The sequence below is a fragment of the Erwinia endophytica genome, from assembly GCF_009295515.1.
Classification (GTDB): Bacteria; Pseudomonadota; Gammaproteobacteria; order Enterobacterales; family Enterobacteriaceae; genus Erwinia; species Erwinia endophytica.
In genome coordinates this window covers 45,812-63,731 of sequence record NZ_RQVV01000015.1, presented here as the reverse complement: position 1 = coordinate 63,731, position 17,920 = coordinate 45,812, and the positions used below count along the sequence as shown (strand labels likewise).

15 protein-coding genes and 1 pseudogene are annotated in these 17,920 nt (G+C 47.1%); 11 read left to right on the top strand and 5 right to left on the bottom strand.

What is annotated here, in order from left to right:
- The first annotated feature begins 62 nt into the window (after positions 1 to 62).
- The 9 genes from EH228_RS05595 (at position 63) to EH228_RS05555 (ending at position 11,367) form a co-directional block, all read left to right on the top strand.
- A complete protein-coding gene (locus tag EH228_RS05595; protein WP_193323279.1) occupies positions 63 to 602 on the top strand; it encodes a fimbrial protein in 540 nt (179 codons plus the stop codon).
- 72 nt (positions 603 to 674) lie between these two features.
- Positions 675 to 1,415, top strand: coding sequence for a fimbrial biogenesis chaperone (locus EH228_RS05590; RefSeq protein ID WP_240116232.1), 741 nt, complete (start codon positions 675 to 677; stop codon positions 1,413 to 1,415).
- Between the two features lie 45 nt (positions 1,416 to 1,460).
- Positions 1,461 to 4,052, top strand: a complete 2,592-nt coding sequence (locus tag EH228_RS05585) for a fimbria/pilus outer membrane usher protein (protein WP_152320695.1) — start codon at positions 1,461 to 1,463, stop codon at positions 4,050 to 4,052.
- Between the two features lie 37 nt (positions 4,053 to 4,089).
- Positions 4,090 to 5,124, top strand: coding sequence for a fimbrial protein (locus EH228_RS05580; protein ID WP_152320694.1), 1,035 nt, complete (start codon positions 4,090 to 4,092; stop codon positions 5,122 to 5,124).
- A 126-nt stretch (positions 5,125 to 5,250) separates the two neighbouring features.
- Complete coding sequence (locus EH228_RS05575) at positions 5,251 to 5,913, top strand: response regulator transcription factor (RefSeq protein WP_152320693.1); 663 nt, start codon at positions 5,251 to 5,253, stop codon at positions 5,911 to 5,913.
- A 138-nt stretch (positions 5,914 to 6,051) separates the two neighbouring features.
- Positions 6,052 to 7,323 carry a TolC family outer membrane protein gene (locus tag EH228_RS05570; RefSeq protein ID WP_240116231.1) on the top strand — a complete coding sequence of 424 codons (1,272 nt, stop codon included), beginning with the start codon at positions 6,052 to 6,054 and terminating at the stop codon, positions 7,321 to 7,323.
- Between the two features lie 29 nt (positions 7,324 to 7,352).
- Positions 7,353 to 8,612: an HlyD family secretion protein gene (locus tag EH228_RS05565; protein WP_152320691.1), complete on the top strand. Its 1,260-nt coding sequence runs from the start codon at positions 7,353 to 7,355 to the stop codon at positions 8,610 to 8,612.
- A 23-nt stretch (positions 8,613 to 8,635) separates the two neighbouring features.
- On the top strand, positions 8,636 to 10,756 hold the full coding sequence (locus EH228_RS05560) for a peptidase domain-containing ABC transporter (RefSeq protein WP_152320690.1): 2,121 nt from the start codon (positions 8,636 to 8,638) through the stop codon (positions 10,754 to 10,756).
- A 170-nt stretch (positions 10,757 to 10,926) separates the two neighbouring features.
- On the top strand, positions 10,927 to 11,367 hold the full coding sequence (locus EH228_RS05555) for a DcrB-related protein (RefSeq protein WP_152320689.1): 441 nt from the start codon (positions 10,927 to 10,929) through the stop codon (positions 11,365 to 11,367).
- 200 nt (positions 11,368 to 11,567) lie between these two features.
- On the opposite strand, the gene EH228_RS05550 is transcribed toward EH228_RS05555, so the two are convergent.
- Together EH228_RS05550 and EH228_RS05545 are read right to left on the bottom strand one after the other, a co-directional pair.
- Positions 11,568 to 12,020, bottom strand: a complete 453-nt coding sequence (locus EH228_RS05550; protein ID WP_152320688.1) for an RrF2 family transcriptional regulator — start codon at positions 12,018 to 12,020, stop codon at positions 11,568 to 11,570.
- 42 nt (positions 12,021 to 12,062) lie between these two features.
- On the bottom strand, positions 12,063 to 13,346 hold the full coding sequence (locus EH228_RS05545; RefSeq protein ID WP_204902651.1) for a globin domain-containing protein: 1,284 nt from the start codon (positions 13,344 to 13,346) through the stop codon (positions 12,063 to 12,065).
- Positions 13,347 to 13,711: 365 nt separating this feature from the next.
- Between EH228_RS05545 and EH228_RS05540 the strand changes: the two genes are divergently transcribed.
- The gene (locus EH228_RS05540; protein WP_152320687.1) at positions 13,712 to 14,461 is read left to right on the top strand and encodes a 4'-phosphopantetheinyl transferase family protein; all 750 of its coding nucleotides are present in this window, start codon (positions 13,712 to 13,714) and stop codon (positions 14,459 to 14,461) included.
- An 82-nt stretch (positions 14,462 to 14,543) separates the two neighbouring features.
- Here the strand turns inward: EH228_RS05540 and EH228_RS05535 are convergent, their stop codons facing one another.
- On the bottom strand, positions 14,544 to 15,857 hold the full coding sequence (locus EH228_RS05535; protein WP_152320686.1) for an NCS2 family permease: 1,314 nt from the start codon (positions 15,855 to 15,857) through the stop codon (positions 14,544 to 14,546).
- A 379-nt stretch (positions 15,858 to 16,236) separates the two neighbouring features.
- On the opposite strand from EH228_RS05535, the gene yieH reads away from it, so the two are divergent.
- Positions 16,237 to 16,899, top strand: a complete 663-nt coding sequence (gene yieH / locus EH228_RS05530) for a 6-phosphogluconate phosphatase (RefSeq protein ID WP_152320685.1) — start codon at positions 16,237 to 16,239, stop codon at positions 16,897 to 16,899.
- Positions 16,900 to 16,938: 39 nt separating this feature from the next.
- Here yieH and EH228_RS20440 read toward each other — a convergent pair.
- Both EH228_RS20440 and phoU read right to left on the bottom strand, forming a co-directional pair.
- Positions 16,939 to 17,130 (bottom strand): annotated as a pseudogene (locus EH228_RS20440) (MFS transporter); the annotation flags it as partial.
- A 38-nt stretch (positions 17,131 to 17,168) separates the two neighbouring features.
- The gene (gene phoU / locus EH228_RS05520) at positions 17,169 to 17,906 is read right to left on the bottom strand and encodes a phosphate signaling complex protein PhoU (RefSeq protein WP_152320684.1); all 738 of its coding nucleotides are present in this window, start codon (positions 17,904 to 17,906) and stop codon (positions 17,169 to 17,171) included.
- Positions 17,907 to 17,920: the final 14 nt, after the last annotated feature.

Genomic DNA, 17,920 nt, shown 5'->3' with positions numbered 1-17,920 from the left:
ATAAAGGATTGGCGCCCCTGACAGCGCTACAAATTAATTGTTCAATATCAAAGGATGGTATTATGAAAAGCGCATTAATTTCGTCTCTGGTTGCTGCGGGTATTCTGGCAACTGTATCTGCAAACGCAGTAGCGTCTGATGGCACAATCACCTTCAATGGTGAACTGACAAGCGCAACTTGTGACGTTGGTGTAAACAGCACCGGTAGCGCCGATGCTACCGTAACTCTGCCTACGCTCTCCACAGGCTCACTGGATTCTACTGGTACCACTGCGGGTGCTACCAGCTTTACTATTGATCTGTCTTCTTGTACTAACCTCACCGCATCTGCTTATGCCTACTTCGAAAGTGGTGCAAACGTTGATACGACTACTGGCAGACTGACCAACAACGGTACTGCAACTAACGTTGATGTACAGTTGAAGGACAGCAGTGGCACCGTTATTAATATCGGTAGCTCTGACCAGTCTACATCACCAGTAGCAGAATCACTGAGTAGTGGTTCTGCCACCCTGGCTTACTCTGCTGAATATTACGCGACTGGCGCTGCGGGTGCAGGTACTGTTTCTACTTCAGTAACCTATTCAATCGAGTACATCTAATAAAACAAGGCGGGGGATCAGCAGTGATCCCTCGTCTTTTTTTAATCATGGACACTGGTCGTGTTTGTAACTATGAATAAAAAATTCATCTCCAGATTATTCAGTATATTAATGGCGATGTGCGTTGCTATTCCAGCGTCGGCAAGCGTGACTATCATCGGTACACGCGTTATTTATCCCGCGAAAGAAAAAGAAGTGACGGTTCGTCTTGATAATAAAAGTAATAAACCTGCGCTGGTACAAACCTGGATTGACAGCGGGGATCCTAATCAGCCACTGGATAAAATACAGGTGCCGTTTATTCTGACGCCTCCTGTTTTCAGGATGGAGGCACATAAAGGGCAAACACTGCGTCTGATTTATACGGGTGAGAATTTACCCGCTGACAAAGAATCTGTATTTTGGCTAAACGTTCTTGATGTGCCGCCACAAAATAAGGCACTAGCCAATAAAAATAAATTACAAATGGCGATAAGAAGTCGCATTAAAATATTTTATCGCCCTGATGGATTAACTGCGGAAGGCGCGGATAATGCTGCCAAAGCGCTGGTCTGGCGGCGTAATGGCAATACATCCACACTAACGGCACATAATAACTCGCCATACCATGTGAATGTCGCCAGTGTTGATTTAGAAGACAACTCAGGGAAAAAACATACCAGCGTCAGAGGAAATATGGTCGCCCCTGGGGGAGAACAAACATTTACTGTATCTGGAATAAATAACCTGACAACAAAAAACAACATTCACTATCAATATATTGACGACTATGGCAGCAGCAGGAGTATGGATAGCACCCTGTCTGGCCAATAAATGACACGTTATTTAGGGCTGTGATTATTTGTTAAGGATGATGGCATGAATAGGGATGTTTCAATCAAAAGGAAGGCGATACAGGGAGCCTGCCTGACTCTTTTCGCAACAATGTTTCCTTTATGGGCTGTTGCAGACAGTTCCGATGAAGTCACCTTTGATGACTCTTTTCTGAAGAGCATGACCGGGATAAAGATCGACGTCTCTCGTTTTTCGAAAGAAAACCCCATTGATCCTGGCGACTACGTGCTGGATGTGTATCTGAACGGCAACCAGGTCGGCCGGGAAAAAATCAGGGTTGCCAGTGAGCAGGGGAAGGCCAAAGTTTGTTTCTCCGACAGTCTGCTAAAAAAGCTTGCCTTAAAAAGCAACGAGATCCCCAAAGAAAAAATTGAAGCCGTCAAATCTGGTACAGGTTGTGTTGCCCTGAATGAGCTACTGGATGACAGTAACGCACAAATCGATACCGCTGATATGCGTATGAATATCGCCATTCCCCAGGCTCACCTGATCCGTAATGCCCGGGGTTTTGTCGATCCCACCTTGTGGGACCAGGGAGAAAATGCGTTAAGCCTGCGCTATAACGTCAATGGCTATCGTTCGGTGACTAACCATCAGTCTTATGAATCCCTGTACGCTAAAGCACTGGTCGGTTTCAACTTCATGGGCTGGATGTTCCGCCATGACGGTTCGTTCAATTGGCATAAACAGAAGCAGAGCAGCGCTTATCATCATTACGAGAATGTCAATACCTACGTACAAAAGGATATTCCACTATTGAAGTCGCGTCTGACACTGGGGGAAGGTAATACCTCTGGCGAGTTATTCGACACCCTTTCATTCCGCGGGGTACAAATGGCGACGGTGGAACAAATGTGGCCTGATTCGCAACGTGGGTATGCACCAGAGATCAGAGGAGTGGCCAGTTCCAATGCCCTGGTCAGCATCAAACAGAATGGGGTAAAAATCTATGAAACCACCGTTTCCCCCGGAGCTTTTCTGATCGATGACCTTTATCCTACCGGTTATGGCGGCGATCTTGATGTCACCGTTAAAGAAGCCGATGGCAGCGAAAAACATTTTTCAGTCCCTTATGCCGCTGTGGCGAAGCTTAAGAGACCAGGCATGACGTACTATACCGCCATGGCTGGGGTTTCACGCATTGACAACCTGGTTTATACGCCAAAGATTTATCAGGCGACAATCCAGCATGGTCTCAGTAATACACTGAGCGTCTATAGCGGTATTTTAGGCTCGGGCAATTACTTCTCAGCGTTGTTGGGGGGGGCTGTTGGGCTACCAATTGGTGCCTTTTCCGCCGATGTCACTGGCGCACGAACCCGGTACGGAAATAATGAGAATGAAGGGCTTAGTTTCCGTGCTACTTATAGTAAAAAAATAGCTGAATCAAACACTAGCATTTCGATCGCAACATATCGCTTTTCTTCTTCTGGCTATTACAGTTATAGTGATGCCATTCATATCAATAACTATGTAAAAAAGCACAGTGATGAGGAATATTCACTTTCTCGTCCAAAGGACCGGTTTTCCGTTACGGCCAACCAGCGGTTGGGTGATACTTACGGTAATTTATATCTCACGGGCTATGTGCAAGATTACTGGGACAAGGACGGGACCAATACCCAGTATCAAATGGGATACAATAACACGCTAGGGAGAGTTTCTTACAGTCTGGCGGCTAATCGTTTACATTATTCAACCGGTTCATCAGAAACCCAGTTTACGCTGGACTTTTCTGTGCCACTTGGTAATAGCATGAGCGGCAGCAAACATTATCTAAACGGTTCAGCCACTCAAACAAAAGATGGACTGAGTGCGCAAACAGCTGTAAATGGCACCGTTGGCGAATATAATCAATATACTTACAATGTCGGTGTCAGCAAAGACACTGAGAATAAATACAGCGGTAATGTTAGCGGACAATACAGAAGCCCCTACAGCGCATTGCAATTAGCCTATAGCCATGGTGAGGGCTATCATTCCATTTCTGGCGGGGCCAGCGGGTCTATGGTGGCTTTACCGGACAGCCTGACCTTCAGCGCATACCAGAGCAATACGCTGGCAGTGGTGAGTGCTGATAACGCAGCAGGCGCACATGTTGTCGGCTATCCGAATATCACGTTGGATGGCAGCGGAAATGCAATAGTCCCTAATCTCAATCCCTACAGATTAAATGAACTGGCGATTGACCCCAAAGGATTACCAATGGATGTTGAGATGGAATATACCTCGCAACGCGTGGTTCCCATCGAAGGTTCAGTGGTGAAAGTGAAATATAAAACGAGCACTGGTCGCCCAATTTTAATTCGGGCCAGTCTCTCTGATGGCAATGCATTACCGTTTGGTGCCAAAGTCAGTGACGAAAATGGCAATACTTTAACGACCGTGACGCAAGGTGGTCAAATTTATACCCGCCTGAACCAAGATATTCCTAAATTACTGGTTTCGTGGGGAAGTCGTGAAGAAAACAGCTGTGTCGTAAACCTGGAAAATGGAAAAATACAAGATTTTGATAACGGAACCCTGGCTCGATTAAGCACGAAATGTCATGCAGAAAAGGATACACATAACCGTTATGTGGCAACATTAGAGTCTGCTTCATCCCCACAGGGATGATAGTGAAGCAATAACAGGGATTCCAGGGAGAGTTATTATGTTTTTTACCCCACTACGCAAAGGACTGATCGTTTTTATTAGTACGCTCTTCCTTTTATTAACAATAACAGGGTCACAGGCATCTGACGATGTCACGTTGAAGTGTAGGAATTCGACCACCGTGAATGCCGTGGATTTCAGTGCCCTGGGGTTAACCTTATCTGCTGACATCCCTATTGGTACTGTAGTTTACGAGGGAACGACCACCGTAAATTTTCAGTGCGCATTGAATAACCTGGTACAGTATTTAGATGGTCAGCAGGCTGAGGTCTATTTCAAGCGTGTCGCCATTACTGATGATTTGGGTTACGGCTTGACGCTTTACACTGGCTATAATGGTGATATAGGCACCGATGTGGCCAGTATTGCTACAGGTAAGATAATCGAGATGTTTGCTTACACCTCTAGTCTCGGGGAATATACCGACGTTGAGTTGACCGTTCCCATTAGGCTTGTAAAAACATCGTCATCAATAAGTGCTACCACTGGTATAAGGAATAACGTTATCATATTTAAGGTGGGTTCTTACGTTGAAGATGGAGATCTGGCATTTTATATAACCAATCTTAAATCAGGTATTTCCGTAGTGAGTAAAACCTGTTCCGTCAGTGGTGATGCCAATCAAACAGTGGATTTGGGAAGTTACTCGATCAATGCAACCAGCGGACTGGGCTCAGGTATTGGCTCAACCAGCCCTGCCACCGCATTTAATATTGCACTGGATTGCGAAGCATTGCTGTCCGGTTCGTTTGATGTCATGTTGCAATTTGACGGTACGCCGGTATCAGGTTTTAGTGATAATGGCGTACTGGCGCTAACTGAGAGTACTAATTCGGCAACCAACGTCGGGGTACAACTGCTTGATGGTAACAACAATCCTGTTTCGTTAAGCACACCTTTCACTGTGGCGTCATTCCCGTTGTCTTCGGCGGCAGTAACCGTGCCTTTTTATGCCCGCTATTATCAGACTGGGAATACGATTACCGCAGGTGTCGCCAACAGCTCAGCGACGTATACCATTAGTTACCAATAATAATAATAACCTATAGAACAGAGTGCACTGGATGTGCACCCTGTTTATTTCTAGAAAATTCCAGGGATTTTTTAGAAACAAAGTAATTGATAGCACCTTGAAAATATTCATTAATAGGGAAATCAAATGACTAGCTATGCGATCGGATCTAAATACAAAATAGCCTTATCTGATGAAAGCCCATTTATCTTGAGCTCTGTCAGGTATTTTTTATCGTCTTATTGCCCAGAGGTAGAAATACATAATTATCCTCTCGAAGGAGCATTATTACTCCACAAGATAAAAAGCCATCCGGTTGACGTCCTTATTACTGAATTTTCATTAAGTTACGATGAAGGTTCTCTTGATGGTATCGAAAAAATAAAAGAACTCACTAAGAAAATTCCCGAATTAAAAATTATTATCCTTACCTCACAACGTAATATGGCTATTCTGACCAGCATTCTTAAATACAAAGTTTCTGGTCTTGTCAGCAAAAATGACGAGGGAGAAGAACTGATTAATGCATTATCATTCGCTAATTCAGACCGGAAAGAACCTTATCTTTCTAGCAGTATCAAGCGGATATTATCAAATTCTTTACATTCAAAAAGAAAAGACGAATTGACTTCTTCTGAAATGGAAGTGATTCGCCAGATTGCACTGGGTTACCGTCTCACTGAAATTGCCAAATCACGCAAAAGGAGCGTCAGTACTATTTCTACACAAAAATATAATGCAATGCGTAAGTTACTTCTGACCAATACAACAGATTTAATTAAATACGCCTATTCAGAGAAAATCATTTAGTACAGTGATACTTTATAACATTATTGCGATAAAAATAATGTCGTGTTTCCCACGACAATAATTAATTGATTAATTTTAGCAGCTAATATGAAAAACTTTTCTAATAAATTTATTCTATTAAGCACTTTGGTTGTTTCAATGACTGCCCCAGCAACAACACTTAAAGAAGCCGTCGTCGCCGCCTTTACCTATGATTCCGCATTACAATCAGATCGGGCGACCACGAAAGCGGATAAACAACGCTACTGGCAGGGAGTGTCAGGCATGTTGCCTTCCGTTAATCTTCAGGGTGGCTGGAACCGTCAGGAACAACCGAGCCAAAAATACCAAACAGGCGTGACCCGGCACTCATACAATGTTGAGATGCAACAGCCTGTTTTTGATATGGCGAAAATTGCTGCCTGGAAAAAAGGCGATGCGATCGCCAACACCTCGGAAGCACAATTTTTTCAGTCACAGCAAAAACTGATTACTGATGTCTCAGAAGCGTATTTTTCTGTCCTGTATCAGCAAGAAGTGCTACAGGCGGCACAATCGGCAACCCAAACGTTCAAATCGCAATATACCAGTCTGCAATCGGGTCTGCGAAACGGCCAGAATACCCGAACGGATGTCGATGAAGCCCGTGCAAATTATGACCTGGCGCAGGCGAAGCAGATCCAGGCGAGAAATGATCTGTTACTGGCAGGCGAGGCCTTCAGGAAATTGACAGGTACCATTCCTGAAGGCGTAGAACCCATTAATTTTCAGTGTATTGCTCCCGAACCTGCCCTCACACTCAATCAGGCGGTGTCTGCTGCACAACGCAATAATATCGCTGTAAAAATAGCGCAACTACAGACAGAACAGGCCAGCGCGGATGTGCTGGCAGCAGATGGCGCTCATCTGCCAACGGTGTCAGTGTATGCCAGTTACGGTAAAAACTGGAGCCGCAATGATGCTGATAACAATGTGCTGTATGACGCGATTTTCGGCACGCGTTCTAAAAGTTCCAACCTGCAATATGGCGTCTCTGTCTCTGTTCCACTGTTTTCCGGCGGCGGCCAGCTCTCACAATCGTTTGAAGCGGCTTATCGCAAAGAAGCGGCGAAAGACAATATTACGGAAGCACAACGCAAAGCCATTCAGGATACGCGTTCAGCCTGGTTGAGCATCAAAAATGGCGTCGCGCTGATGCAGGCCCAGAAGCATGCCGTCGACTCGGCACAACAGAAAGTGAAATCAATCCAGTACGAAAGAAATATGGGATTGAGGACCACCACTGATGAGTTGGATGCTCAACAAAAATATTATGAATCCTTACGGGATTATTCCGAAGCAAAATACAAGTTTCTGGCCGCCATACTGCAACTTTCGCTGTACACCGGCAGTCTTGACATTGATTCACTGGATATTTTCCAATGTCGTTAAACCTTCAATTATTAATTCGAGTTAATTAAATGGATAACTCTCTATTCCGCCAGGAAGCACTGGATGCCAATAATAAAGGCACTTTGGGGACAGTCACACTTTACTGCCCACCATGGCGATGGCTGGTCATTTCTCTGGTCATCTTCATTACCTTATCAGCCCTGCTGTTTTTCATATTTGGCAGCTATACCAAATATGAGACATCAACAGGTGAGCTCATTCCTAAAGAAGGCATGCTGACTATCTCCGCACCAGTATCCGGTACAGCAACCCATATTTTCGTTAAAGAAGGTCAGACGGTAAAACAGGGCGATAAATTGATGGTGCTATCGTCAGAAGTTTCAACCTCATTAGGTCCAACCCGGCAGGTCATTTCAGACCGGCTGAAGGAACAACGTACTCGTCTGCTCGCTGATTTACAGACAGCAAAAGAGATGAGCGAGTTGGAAACTGCCGGGTTAACAAACAGCATTCTCAGCATGAAGCTGCAAAAAGATCAGTTGGCGATGCAGGTTAAGCACCGCGAGAAGCAGGTCGCATTAGCTCGTACGCAACTGGATAAATTGCAGAAAATGTTAAAAGACGGTTATGCCTCTACCAAACAAGTTGAGGATCAAGAGTCAAACTTGTTAGAAACCCAAGCCAGATGGCAAGAATACAAACGGCAACTGCTGGATATTCAGCAACAAATTGTGCAGACGGAACAAAAGCTTCGCGAACAACCGCTGAATACAGATAAAAAAATCAATGATATACAAAGACAGTTATCTGATAACAGCCAGTCTCTTGCCGAAAATGAATCCCGCCGGGCAATAGAGTTGCGCGCGCCACAGGATGGGACCGTCGGGACTATTATGGTGAAAACAGGCCAGATCCTGAATGCCGGTCATACCGCAATATCCATCTTGCCAGCAGGCAGTGAGTTGGTAGCACGTATGATGGTCAACACCCAGGCAATCGGCTTTATTGAACCTAACCAGCGGGTAGTCTTGCGCTACAAGGCATTCCCTTATCAAAAATTTGGCCAGCAGTATGGTCGGGTTATTGAAGTCTCCAGAAGCGCGCTTTCGCCGCAAGAGATCGCTAACCTGACGGGCAACAACAACGTCCATGAACAGCAATATCGGGTCATAGTGAAACTGGATAAGCAAAATATTCAGGTTTACTCACGCGATGAATATCTTAAGCCCGGAATGGCATTAGATGCTGACTTTTTAGTCGATAAACGACATTTGTATGAGTGGATATTAGAACCTCTCTATGCATTAGGTCATAACTTATCTGCTTAAACATATAAAAAAAGGTTTATTAAGTGTCTTTATTAGATAATTTAAACTTTAGCTGGAAACGGCGTCTGCCGGTTGTCCGGCAATCCCAGGCAGCAGAATGCGGACTTGCCTGTGTAGGGATGATTGCCAACTACTACGGCCATGAAATTGATATAGTGTCGTTACGACGCCGCTTCTCAACCTCTTTAAAAGGCGCGACGCTTGCCGACGTGATTACCGTGGCACAGCGTCTGGATTTAACCGCTCGCGCATTACGCCTGGAAGTTGAAGAATTATCGAAACTGAAGTGTCCCTGTATTTTACACTGGGATATGAATCACTTCGTGGTGTTGAAAAAAGCCGATCAGAATAAGATAACCATTCATGACCCGGCAAAAGGGATCCGTGTTGTTCCGCTAAAAGAAATTTCGCAAAGTTTCACCGGCGTTGCGCTTGAACTGGTGCCCACCTCAACCTTCGTTGCCAAAAAAGAGAAAGAAAGTATCTCGATGCTACGCCTGATCGGTAGCGTAACGGGCATTAAATCGGCGTTTGCTCAGATACTGATCCTCTCCGTTTCACTGGAATTTTTTGGCATTCTGGGCCCCTTCTTTATGCAATGGGTTATGGACCTGGTGCTGGTATCCGCTGACCACTCGCTGCTGACGTTGCTGGGCGTGGGCTTTATCATGATATCCATCTTCCAGAACCTGATTTCTGCGCTGCGGTCCTGGGTGACGACCTGGTTTTCCAGCCTGCTAAGCGTGCAATGGACCACTAATATTTGTCGCCATCTGCTGAAGTTGCCATTGTCTTACTTTGAATCACGCCATGTGGGCGATATTTTGTCCCGATTCGGTTCCGTGGGGTCAATTCAGGACACCCTGACTTCGCGCTTCATCAGCACCGTGCTGGATGGCATCATGTCATTAGTGACCCTGGTGATGTTATTTATCTATAATGCGAAACTCGCCTGGCTGGTCATTGGTCTGCTCGTGGCTTATGCGCTTATCCGTTTCTCCTCTTATCGCTCCCTGCGCCAGGCCCGGGAGGATCAGATAATCAGCTCGGCAAAAACCCAGTCCTCTTTACTGGAAACATTACGCGGCATTCAGGCGGTTAAAACCAATAACAAGCAAAATACCCGGCTCTCCACTTATATGAATTATCTGGTGGATACCACGAATAAAGGGGTCAATATTCAGAAATTGAATATTGGATACGGTACGCTGCAAGGGCTGATCTCTTCAGTCGGGCGCGTGGCGCTGGTCTGGCTGGCTGCGAATCAAGTCATGGAAGGCAATTTTTCGGCCGGTATGCTAACCGCATTTATCAGTTTCTCCGATCAATTTATCAGCCGGGCTTCGGGACTGATCAATTCGGTGATTGATTTCCGTATGCTGCGACTTCATGGTGAACGTCTGGCTGACATTGCCCTATCCGAAACAGAACCCGAAACTGACAGCATTGTTGTACCCAGAAAAAATGATGGCCACGATAGTGATATTGTCATTGAAGGACTGCGCTTTCGTTATGCGGAAACCGAACCCTGGGTCATTGATGGGATTAATTTAACGATTAAATCAGGGGAATCTGTTGCCATCATTGGCCCATCCGGTCAGGGTAAAACCACGCTGGCAAAAGTTATTCTGGGGTTACTACATCCTCAGGAAGGCACCATTTGCGTTGGAAAACACAATATTGCTCAGGCGGGCTTGCAGCAACATCGGGAAAGAATTGGCTGCGTGATGCAGGATGACATTCTTTTTTCTGGCTCAATTGCTGACAACATCAGCTTCTTCGCTGAAGAACCTGATCATGAAAAAATCCATCGTGTCGCACAAATGGCACAGATTCATAATGATATTATGCAAATGCCCATGAATTATCAGAGTCTGGTTGGCGATATGGGCTCATTTTTATCGGGTGGGCAGATTCAGCGTATTCTTCTGGCAAGGGCCCTGTATCGGGATCCCGAAATTTTAGTGTTGGATGAAGCAACCAGTCATCTGGACGTCAATAATGAAAGTCTGATAAATTCAGCAATCAAGACGATGAATATTACCCGAATCATTGTAGCCCATCGTCCTGAAACTATACGCAGCGCTGATCGTATTATTGTTCTGAATCAAGGTAACATTCAGGAAATAAGCGACCTAAAATAACTTTATTATACCCATTATACTTCACGTTACAGGTATGTTGGCTGCATGATCGTTCCCCAGGAACTTACTGATGTAAGCTCCTGGGACTTTTGTACAGGTCAACCAGGTGAAATTAACGTTATTTTAACTATAGTGTTTCGTTTACTTTAATCAAATTTCATAGAGATATTATGTCTGATAACTCCTATTGCATCATCAAAGAAGGTCAATTTCGTTTACCAGAAAATTTTGTTGATCGTTCTATTAACGTCATTGCCGACATGACCGCTTCGCGTCCATCAATTAATATTTCTCGCGATACTCTGGGTGCAAATACTTCATCACTGGAAGATTATCTCAACCAGCAATTAAGTATTCTGACCTCTAAACTCACGGGCTGGCATGAAAAACCACGTAAACCCGTTTATCTGGGGGCGACAGCCGTACCTGGCGAAGAAATAACTTACAATTTCTTGCGTCAACCGAACCAGCGCATGTGGCAGAAACAAGCGGTTTTTCTGATGAATAAAATCGATGTATTAATTTTTACCATGAGCAAACTCGATGCCTTTAATGAACAGGATGATGCTCTGTTGAATGAGGTACTACAGAGCTTCATTTTGAAAGAATAAGAGGGAGTTAACGGCTTCAAGTTGCAGGATAAAAAGGCTGACGCGTTGTTGAACAGCGCAGACTCAGGTAAATGACTGAGATGTCTCGGTATAAACAACGCACCGGCAACTTGAAGTATTGCCGGTCACAATGCCGAGTGACTTTGAGTCGTCTTAAAACATCATGTTGGTCGAACCGCCAGCGGCCATACCATTAACGCTCAGACATTGATGACAGGAATATGCACCTGTTCACTTAGCCCCTGCGGATCGCGTACAGCATCGATCAACGTGTACTGTTCAAGATATTCGACGAAAACTGTCATGGCGCCATGAAGTATCGATTTTAGGTTGCAATTATACCTGAGTGGGCAGGCTGGACGATGGCAGTTAACCAACTGATTTGAATTATCCGCCCGTTCTTCCAGGATTCTGATAACCGTGCCGAGCTTATAATCAATCGGTTTGCGAGCAAGCGCTACGCCGCCATTACGGCCACGTGAAGTGACAACCCACCCCTGTCTGGCCATAAAATGCACGACTTTCACCAGATGGTGCGCCGACACATTCATCTCTGTTGCCATCTGGTTGATGGTGAAGGGCGTTGCGCGGGCCGATTGAGTGAGATAAATAAGCGCGCGCAACCCCAGGTCTGTAAACTGGTTAAGTTTCATAACGTTCTCACTGAAGCTCCCCGCAGGGGAGCAAAAACAGACTTAAAGAGAAACCCCGCCGGTCCCAAACGCTTCGCTGTAGATTCTTTCCTGTGGAATGCCGAGTTCCAGTAACGTTGCATTCTGATGCTGCATAAAGGGAATGGGCCCACATAAATAGTAATCCGCGTCCTGTGGCAGGAACTGAGCTGGTACATCCTTCAGGTTCAACCGACCCAACATCTGGTAGTCCTTTCCGGGTACATGGTTATCTGTAACGAATTCATAGGCGACATAGACGTGAAGGTTATTGTGTCTGTCTGCCAGTTCCCTGACCTCTTTACGCATAGCATGCACATCCGGGCTGCGCGCCGCATGGATAAAACTTATCTGTTTTTTGTTTTCTTCAGCATGCGGCAAAGGGGATTTCAGTGGCTCCCATCGTGAAGTCATACCCTCAGGACGGCCATGATCGGGGATAAGCTGGTTCAACATAGCGATCATCGGTGTCAAACCAATACCTGCGCTAATGAGAACATTATTATGGTCGGGGTTGACGAGGAAGAAATTACCGGTTGGCGCACTCACCTCTATGGTATCCCCTTCCGCAATCACATGGTGTAACGTTGAAGAGACATAGCCTGGAGACTGATTTTCTGCGCGGGCATCTTCCCGCTTAACTGAAATTCGCAGGTATTTACCGTTAGAGCTGTCCGAAAGACTGTACTGACGTGGTTGCTTTATACCAAGCTCAGGAACCGTCACACGGACAGTGATATACTGACCCGGCTGGTAAGTCGGAAGTGCTTTCTGGTCTTTGGCTACCAGATACAATGAGGTGATTTCACTGCTCTCTTTGACTTTCCGTTCAACGATAAAGTCACGCCAGCCCAGCCAGCTACCGGGCATTTTTTCCTGTTGCTCATAAAGTGATTTCTCCGTCGTAATGAACAAATCAGCGAGCTGCTGATAGGCAGCACCCCATGCGACGATCAATGGGTCTTCCATCGGGACACTGAACACTTCACTGATGGAATACAGCAGATTTTCCCCCACAATGTCGTAATCAGGCGCCTGAATATTTAGGCTGACGTGCTTATGGCAGATGAGTTCAACCATTGGTGCAAGTACCGATGGAGCATCAATACTCTCCGCATAGGCCAGTACAGCGTCAGCCAGTGCCTTCGCCTGCGCACCATTGCGTTGATGTCCCATGTTAAAAGTTTCTTTCAATCCTGGATTGTTTTTCAGCATACGCTGGTAAAAATAATTCGTCAGTGCCACACCGTTCTCTCTGAGAAGCGGTACGGTAGTTTTAACGAGTGCTTTCTGTTCTGAGGTAATCATTTAATTTCTCAATTATTTTTAAAAGATGCATATAAAATACATCTTTTAGTGTATTCCTAAAATCAGCCTTTTTAAACATCACGTTTCTGGCTGTATGACTATTGCCAGTTCAAAAGAATGAGCGACAATATGGTTGAAGAGTGGATTCCCATGCATACCATCGCCAACGATGACAGGCTTTACTGCCGACCCGGTACTACACAGTGCCACATCGCTATGATGTAACCGGATAGCAGATTCGTGGCGTTGAACATGTCCCGGTGTCCAACCAAATCCATCTCTAATTCGCAAAGTCAGATGAAATCCATTAAGAAAATTCTTATAATACAGGGCATGATTTCCCGACCATTTTCACGGAGCGACAGATGGCAAATCATTTTGCTCGCTGGTCCCTGACGGATGCCAGCGTCCCGACACACCGACTCCCCTTTCAAACAGAAGATCATGCTCGCTACCTCCCGGAACGGCGCCGCCTCCGTTACCTTGCTTCACGAATGCTGCTGGCTGAACTGATATGGAGTGTTTATGGTATTCCGCAACTTCCTGCACTGGTCACCTCTGACACTGGGCGACCACATTTTGTCGATGACACTCTGCCAGATTTCAGCATCGCCTATGCTGGTAATATCGTTGGCGTTTTACTGGCCGAAGAAGGGGGCCATGTCGGGCTGGGAATGGAGATCGCTCGCTCGCACAACCATCAGACGCTGGAGCGATACTCCAGAGGGATCTCTTCCGGTGAAAAAACATGGATAAGAGCGCAAGCCGATCCTGATGAAGCGACAACTCAACTTTGGACACTGCGCCAAAGCGTACTGAAACTGACAGGTCAAACGCCGGACAGCCCCGCTCTACAACTGCATCCGGCGTCAGGACGACTACGTTCAGTGAAATTTCCGGATATTCAGGCAATTTCCGACGTTGAAGCATTAATAATCTGGTCCTGCGCCCTATCAACAATGAGCGAACCGCTGTACCTGTGGGAGTTTGATGGGGGGCAAAGCTGGAAGCAACTGCTAAATATTCAGACCCACGCGCATAACATGGGGCCACGCTCGCTGCGGTTAACCAGTCTGCCACTCGAGAAATACTGCTCGCCGCTGAAAAACGGTTAGCCGCGTAAGCATAGCATCAACATGGGACACACCAACATACACAAAAAACTTCTGAGGCCGGCTTTTCCGGCCTCAAAATAAATCAGTGCGCGTCGATAAAGATTATTTTCAGCACAAACAGCAGCGCTACCACGACCACGCAAGGGCTGATTTCACGCCAGCGACCACTGCCCAGCTTCATCACGCACCAGGAGATAAAGCCTAACGCTATCCCTTCCGTTATCGAAAAGCTGAACGGCATCATTATCGTGGTGACGAATGCCGGGACCGCTTCGGTCAGATCATCCCACCTCACGCGAGTCAGACTTGATGTCATCAATACGCCAACATAAATCAGCGCGCCGGCGGCGGCATAAGCCGGGACCATCCCTGCCAAAGGTGATAAAAACATCACCAGCAGAAACAGGATGCCAGTAACCACCGCGACTAACCCAGTACGTCCCCCGACAGAAACCCCCGAAGAACTTTCAATATACGCGGTAACGGAAGACGTCCCGATATACGCCCCAACCACCGAGCTGATGCTGTCCACAAACAGCGCCTGCTTCATGCGCGGAAACGTCCCTTTTTCATCAGTCAGGCCCGCTTTATCAGTGACGCCAATCAGCGTACCGGAGGAGTCGAACAGATTAACCAGCATAAACGAGAAGATTATCCCGGCCATACCGATATTCAGCGATCCCTTCAGGTCAACCTGCCCCAGGACGCTGGTAACCCCCGTCGGAAAAGAGAACACGCCGCCAAATTTCACGTCGCCAATGGCCAGACCAATCAAGGTGGTAACCACGATAGAAACCAGGACCGCGATATGAATGTTACGAGAGGCCAGAATAGCGATAATGAAGAAACCCAGCGCCCCCAACAACACACTGTGCGAGGTCAGGTTGCCCACCGCCACCAGGGTATCTTTATTAGCCACCACAATCCCGGCATTTTTCAGACCAATCATGGCAATAAACAGACCAATACCGGCGGTAATCCCCACTCGCAAACTAACCGGGATGTTAGCGATCATCCAGTAACGGACGCGGAAAAGAGTCAGCAACAGCAGGCCGAAGGCTCCCCAAAATATCGCGCCCATCCCCACCTGCCAGGAGATCCCCATGGCGCCGACCACCACAAAAGCAAAGAACGCATTCAGCCCCATTGCCGGTGCCAGCGCGACAGGCAGGTTAGCGACCAACCCCATCAAAATACTGCCAACCGCAGCAATCAGACAGGTGGTGATAAACACCGCCTGGGTGTTCATACCCGCTACGCCAAGGATCTGCGGGTTCACAAAGACGATATAAACCATGGTCAGGAACGTCGTGAAACCGGCAATCACTTCGGTACGAACCGTGGTGCCGTGTTCCTGTAGTTTGAAGACCCGCTGCAATAGACCAGAATTGTTCATTATCAAATTCCAAAACGGAGAAAAGTTATCGTCGGCTATCCTAACCGATAAATTTTAATTTGGTAGATTGTGCGGCGGTTTTTTCGCAACCGATTGCGTTGCTTTCCTCTGGCAAGCATGGTGGCAATGCCGCCTTGTATAGCTTTCAGGAAGAACCCGCTATATTTGCACAACAGCCTGATGGCCTCAAAGGAATGAGGCCATCAGGCTGAATCTCACGGTAAGTAAAACGATAAGCTTCCCCTGGGAATCATTCAGGGAACGGAACGCCGCCAACACACCGGCCACTGAAAGAAAACATGACGGGAATAATTTCCTGGTCGCATTTCAGTGTCAGGTAAGTCAAAGTAGAAGACGGTTAACGAGTAAGGATCAAGCCATGTCAGTCAGTTGTGTATTTTTTGATTGCGACGGGACGCTGGTCGACAGCGAACGACTTTGTACCCAGGCCTACGTCAATACGTTCGCACAGTTTGGTGCAACGTTGTCACTACAGGAAATGTTCGAAAAGTACAAAGGCGTCAAGCTGTACGACATTATTACGGATGTCTGTGCGGAACACAGCCTGAGCGCAACCCGGGAGCAGCTGGAGCCGACTTATCGCCAGGAAGTGGCTCGCCTGTTTGATCAACAACTGCAGCCGATTCCCGGCGCAAAAGCGCTGCTGGAGAAAATCACCGTGCCGATGTGCGTGGTTTCCAACGGCACGGTCGGCAAAATGCAGCACTCGCTGGGTCTGACAGGGATGCTGCCCTGGTTTGGCGACCGGTTATACAGCGGTTACACTATTTCCAGTTGGAAACCTGATCCACAACTGATGTTCCATGCCGCTGAGGCGATGGGAGTACCGATTGAGCAATGTATTTTGATTGACGACTCAGAAGCGGGCGCTAAAGCGGGCATCGCCGCAGGCATCCCGGTGTTCTATTTCTGTGCAGATGCGCACAACAAACCACTGGATAACCCTCTGGTGACGCCCTTTACCGCAATGGCGCAATTGCCCGGTCTGTGGCAGGAAAGAGGCTGGAAAATTACGCGCTAAAACAGACTGACGGCGCGCGGGATAGATCAGCCGCAATGACCCTATAACACCCAGTGAATCATCATTCCCCTGCGTTTTCGGCAACAGGAACCATGTGGCGACAATATCCAGCAGGTAAATCAACGCCAGCGAGGTAATGGCCGCATCGAACGAAAAATTCGCCGCCAGCAGGCCCATTGCCAGCGGCCCAAAACCGCCGACGCCCCGGCCAGGATTAAACAGTACATTCTCGTACGGGTACTGGACAGGGAAACCCGGCCAGCAGAGAATCAGGCGGGAGGGTTGTCGATGCGATTGTCGCCAGTCAACAATTTGTCGAGTTGGTCGCCGCCAACATGACGGAAATCCTGCCCTTTGACGAAATAGAAGATGATTTCGCAGATATTCTGGCAGCGGTCGCCGATTCGTTCGATGGCGCGCGCACAAAACAACGCCGTCAGTACGCTAGGAATGGTACGCGGATCTTCCATCATATAAGTCATCAACTGACGTACAATGCCTTCATATTCCTGGTCGACTTTCTTGTCTTCACGATAGATGGCAATCGCCGCGCTCAGGTCCATACGTGCAAAGGCATCCAGCACGTCATGCAGCATCTGGGTGGTGTGGTAACCCAGAGACTCCAGACTGACCAGTAACTGTTGATGCTGCTGACCAAATTTTTCCAACGCGGTACGGCTGATTTTCTCCGCCACATCACCAATCCGCTCCAGTTCAGAGATGGTTTTGATGATTGCCATCACCAGACGCAAATCGCTGGCGGTAGGCTGCCGTTTAGCGATGATGCGCACACAAGCTTCATCAATCGATACTTCCATCATGTTGACCTTCTGGTCACCATCAATAACCCGCTGCGCCAGATCACCGTCCTGATTATGCATCGCAATGATCGCATCGGTTAATTGCTGCTCCACCAGCCCGCCCATGATCAACACCTGGGTACGAATATGCTCCAGCTCGGCGTTGAACTGTCCGGAGATATGTTTGTTCAGATTCAGGTTATCCATCGTATTCTCCAGTC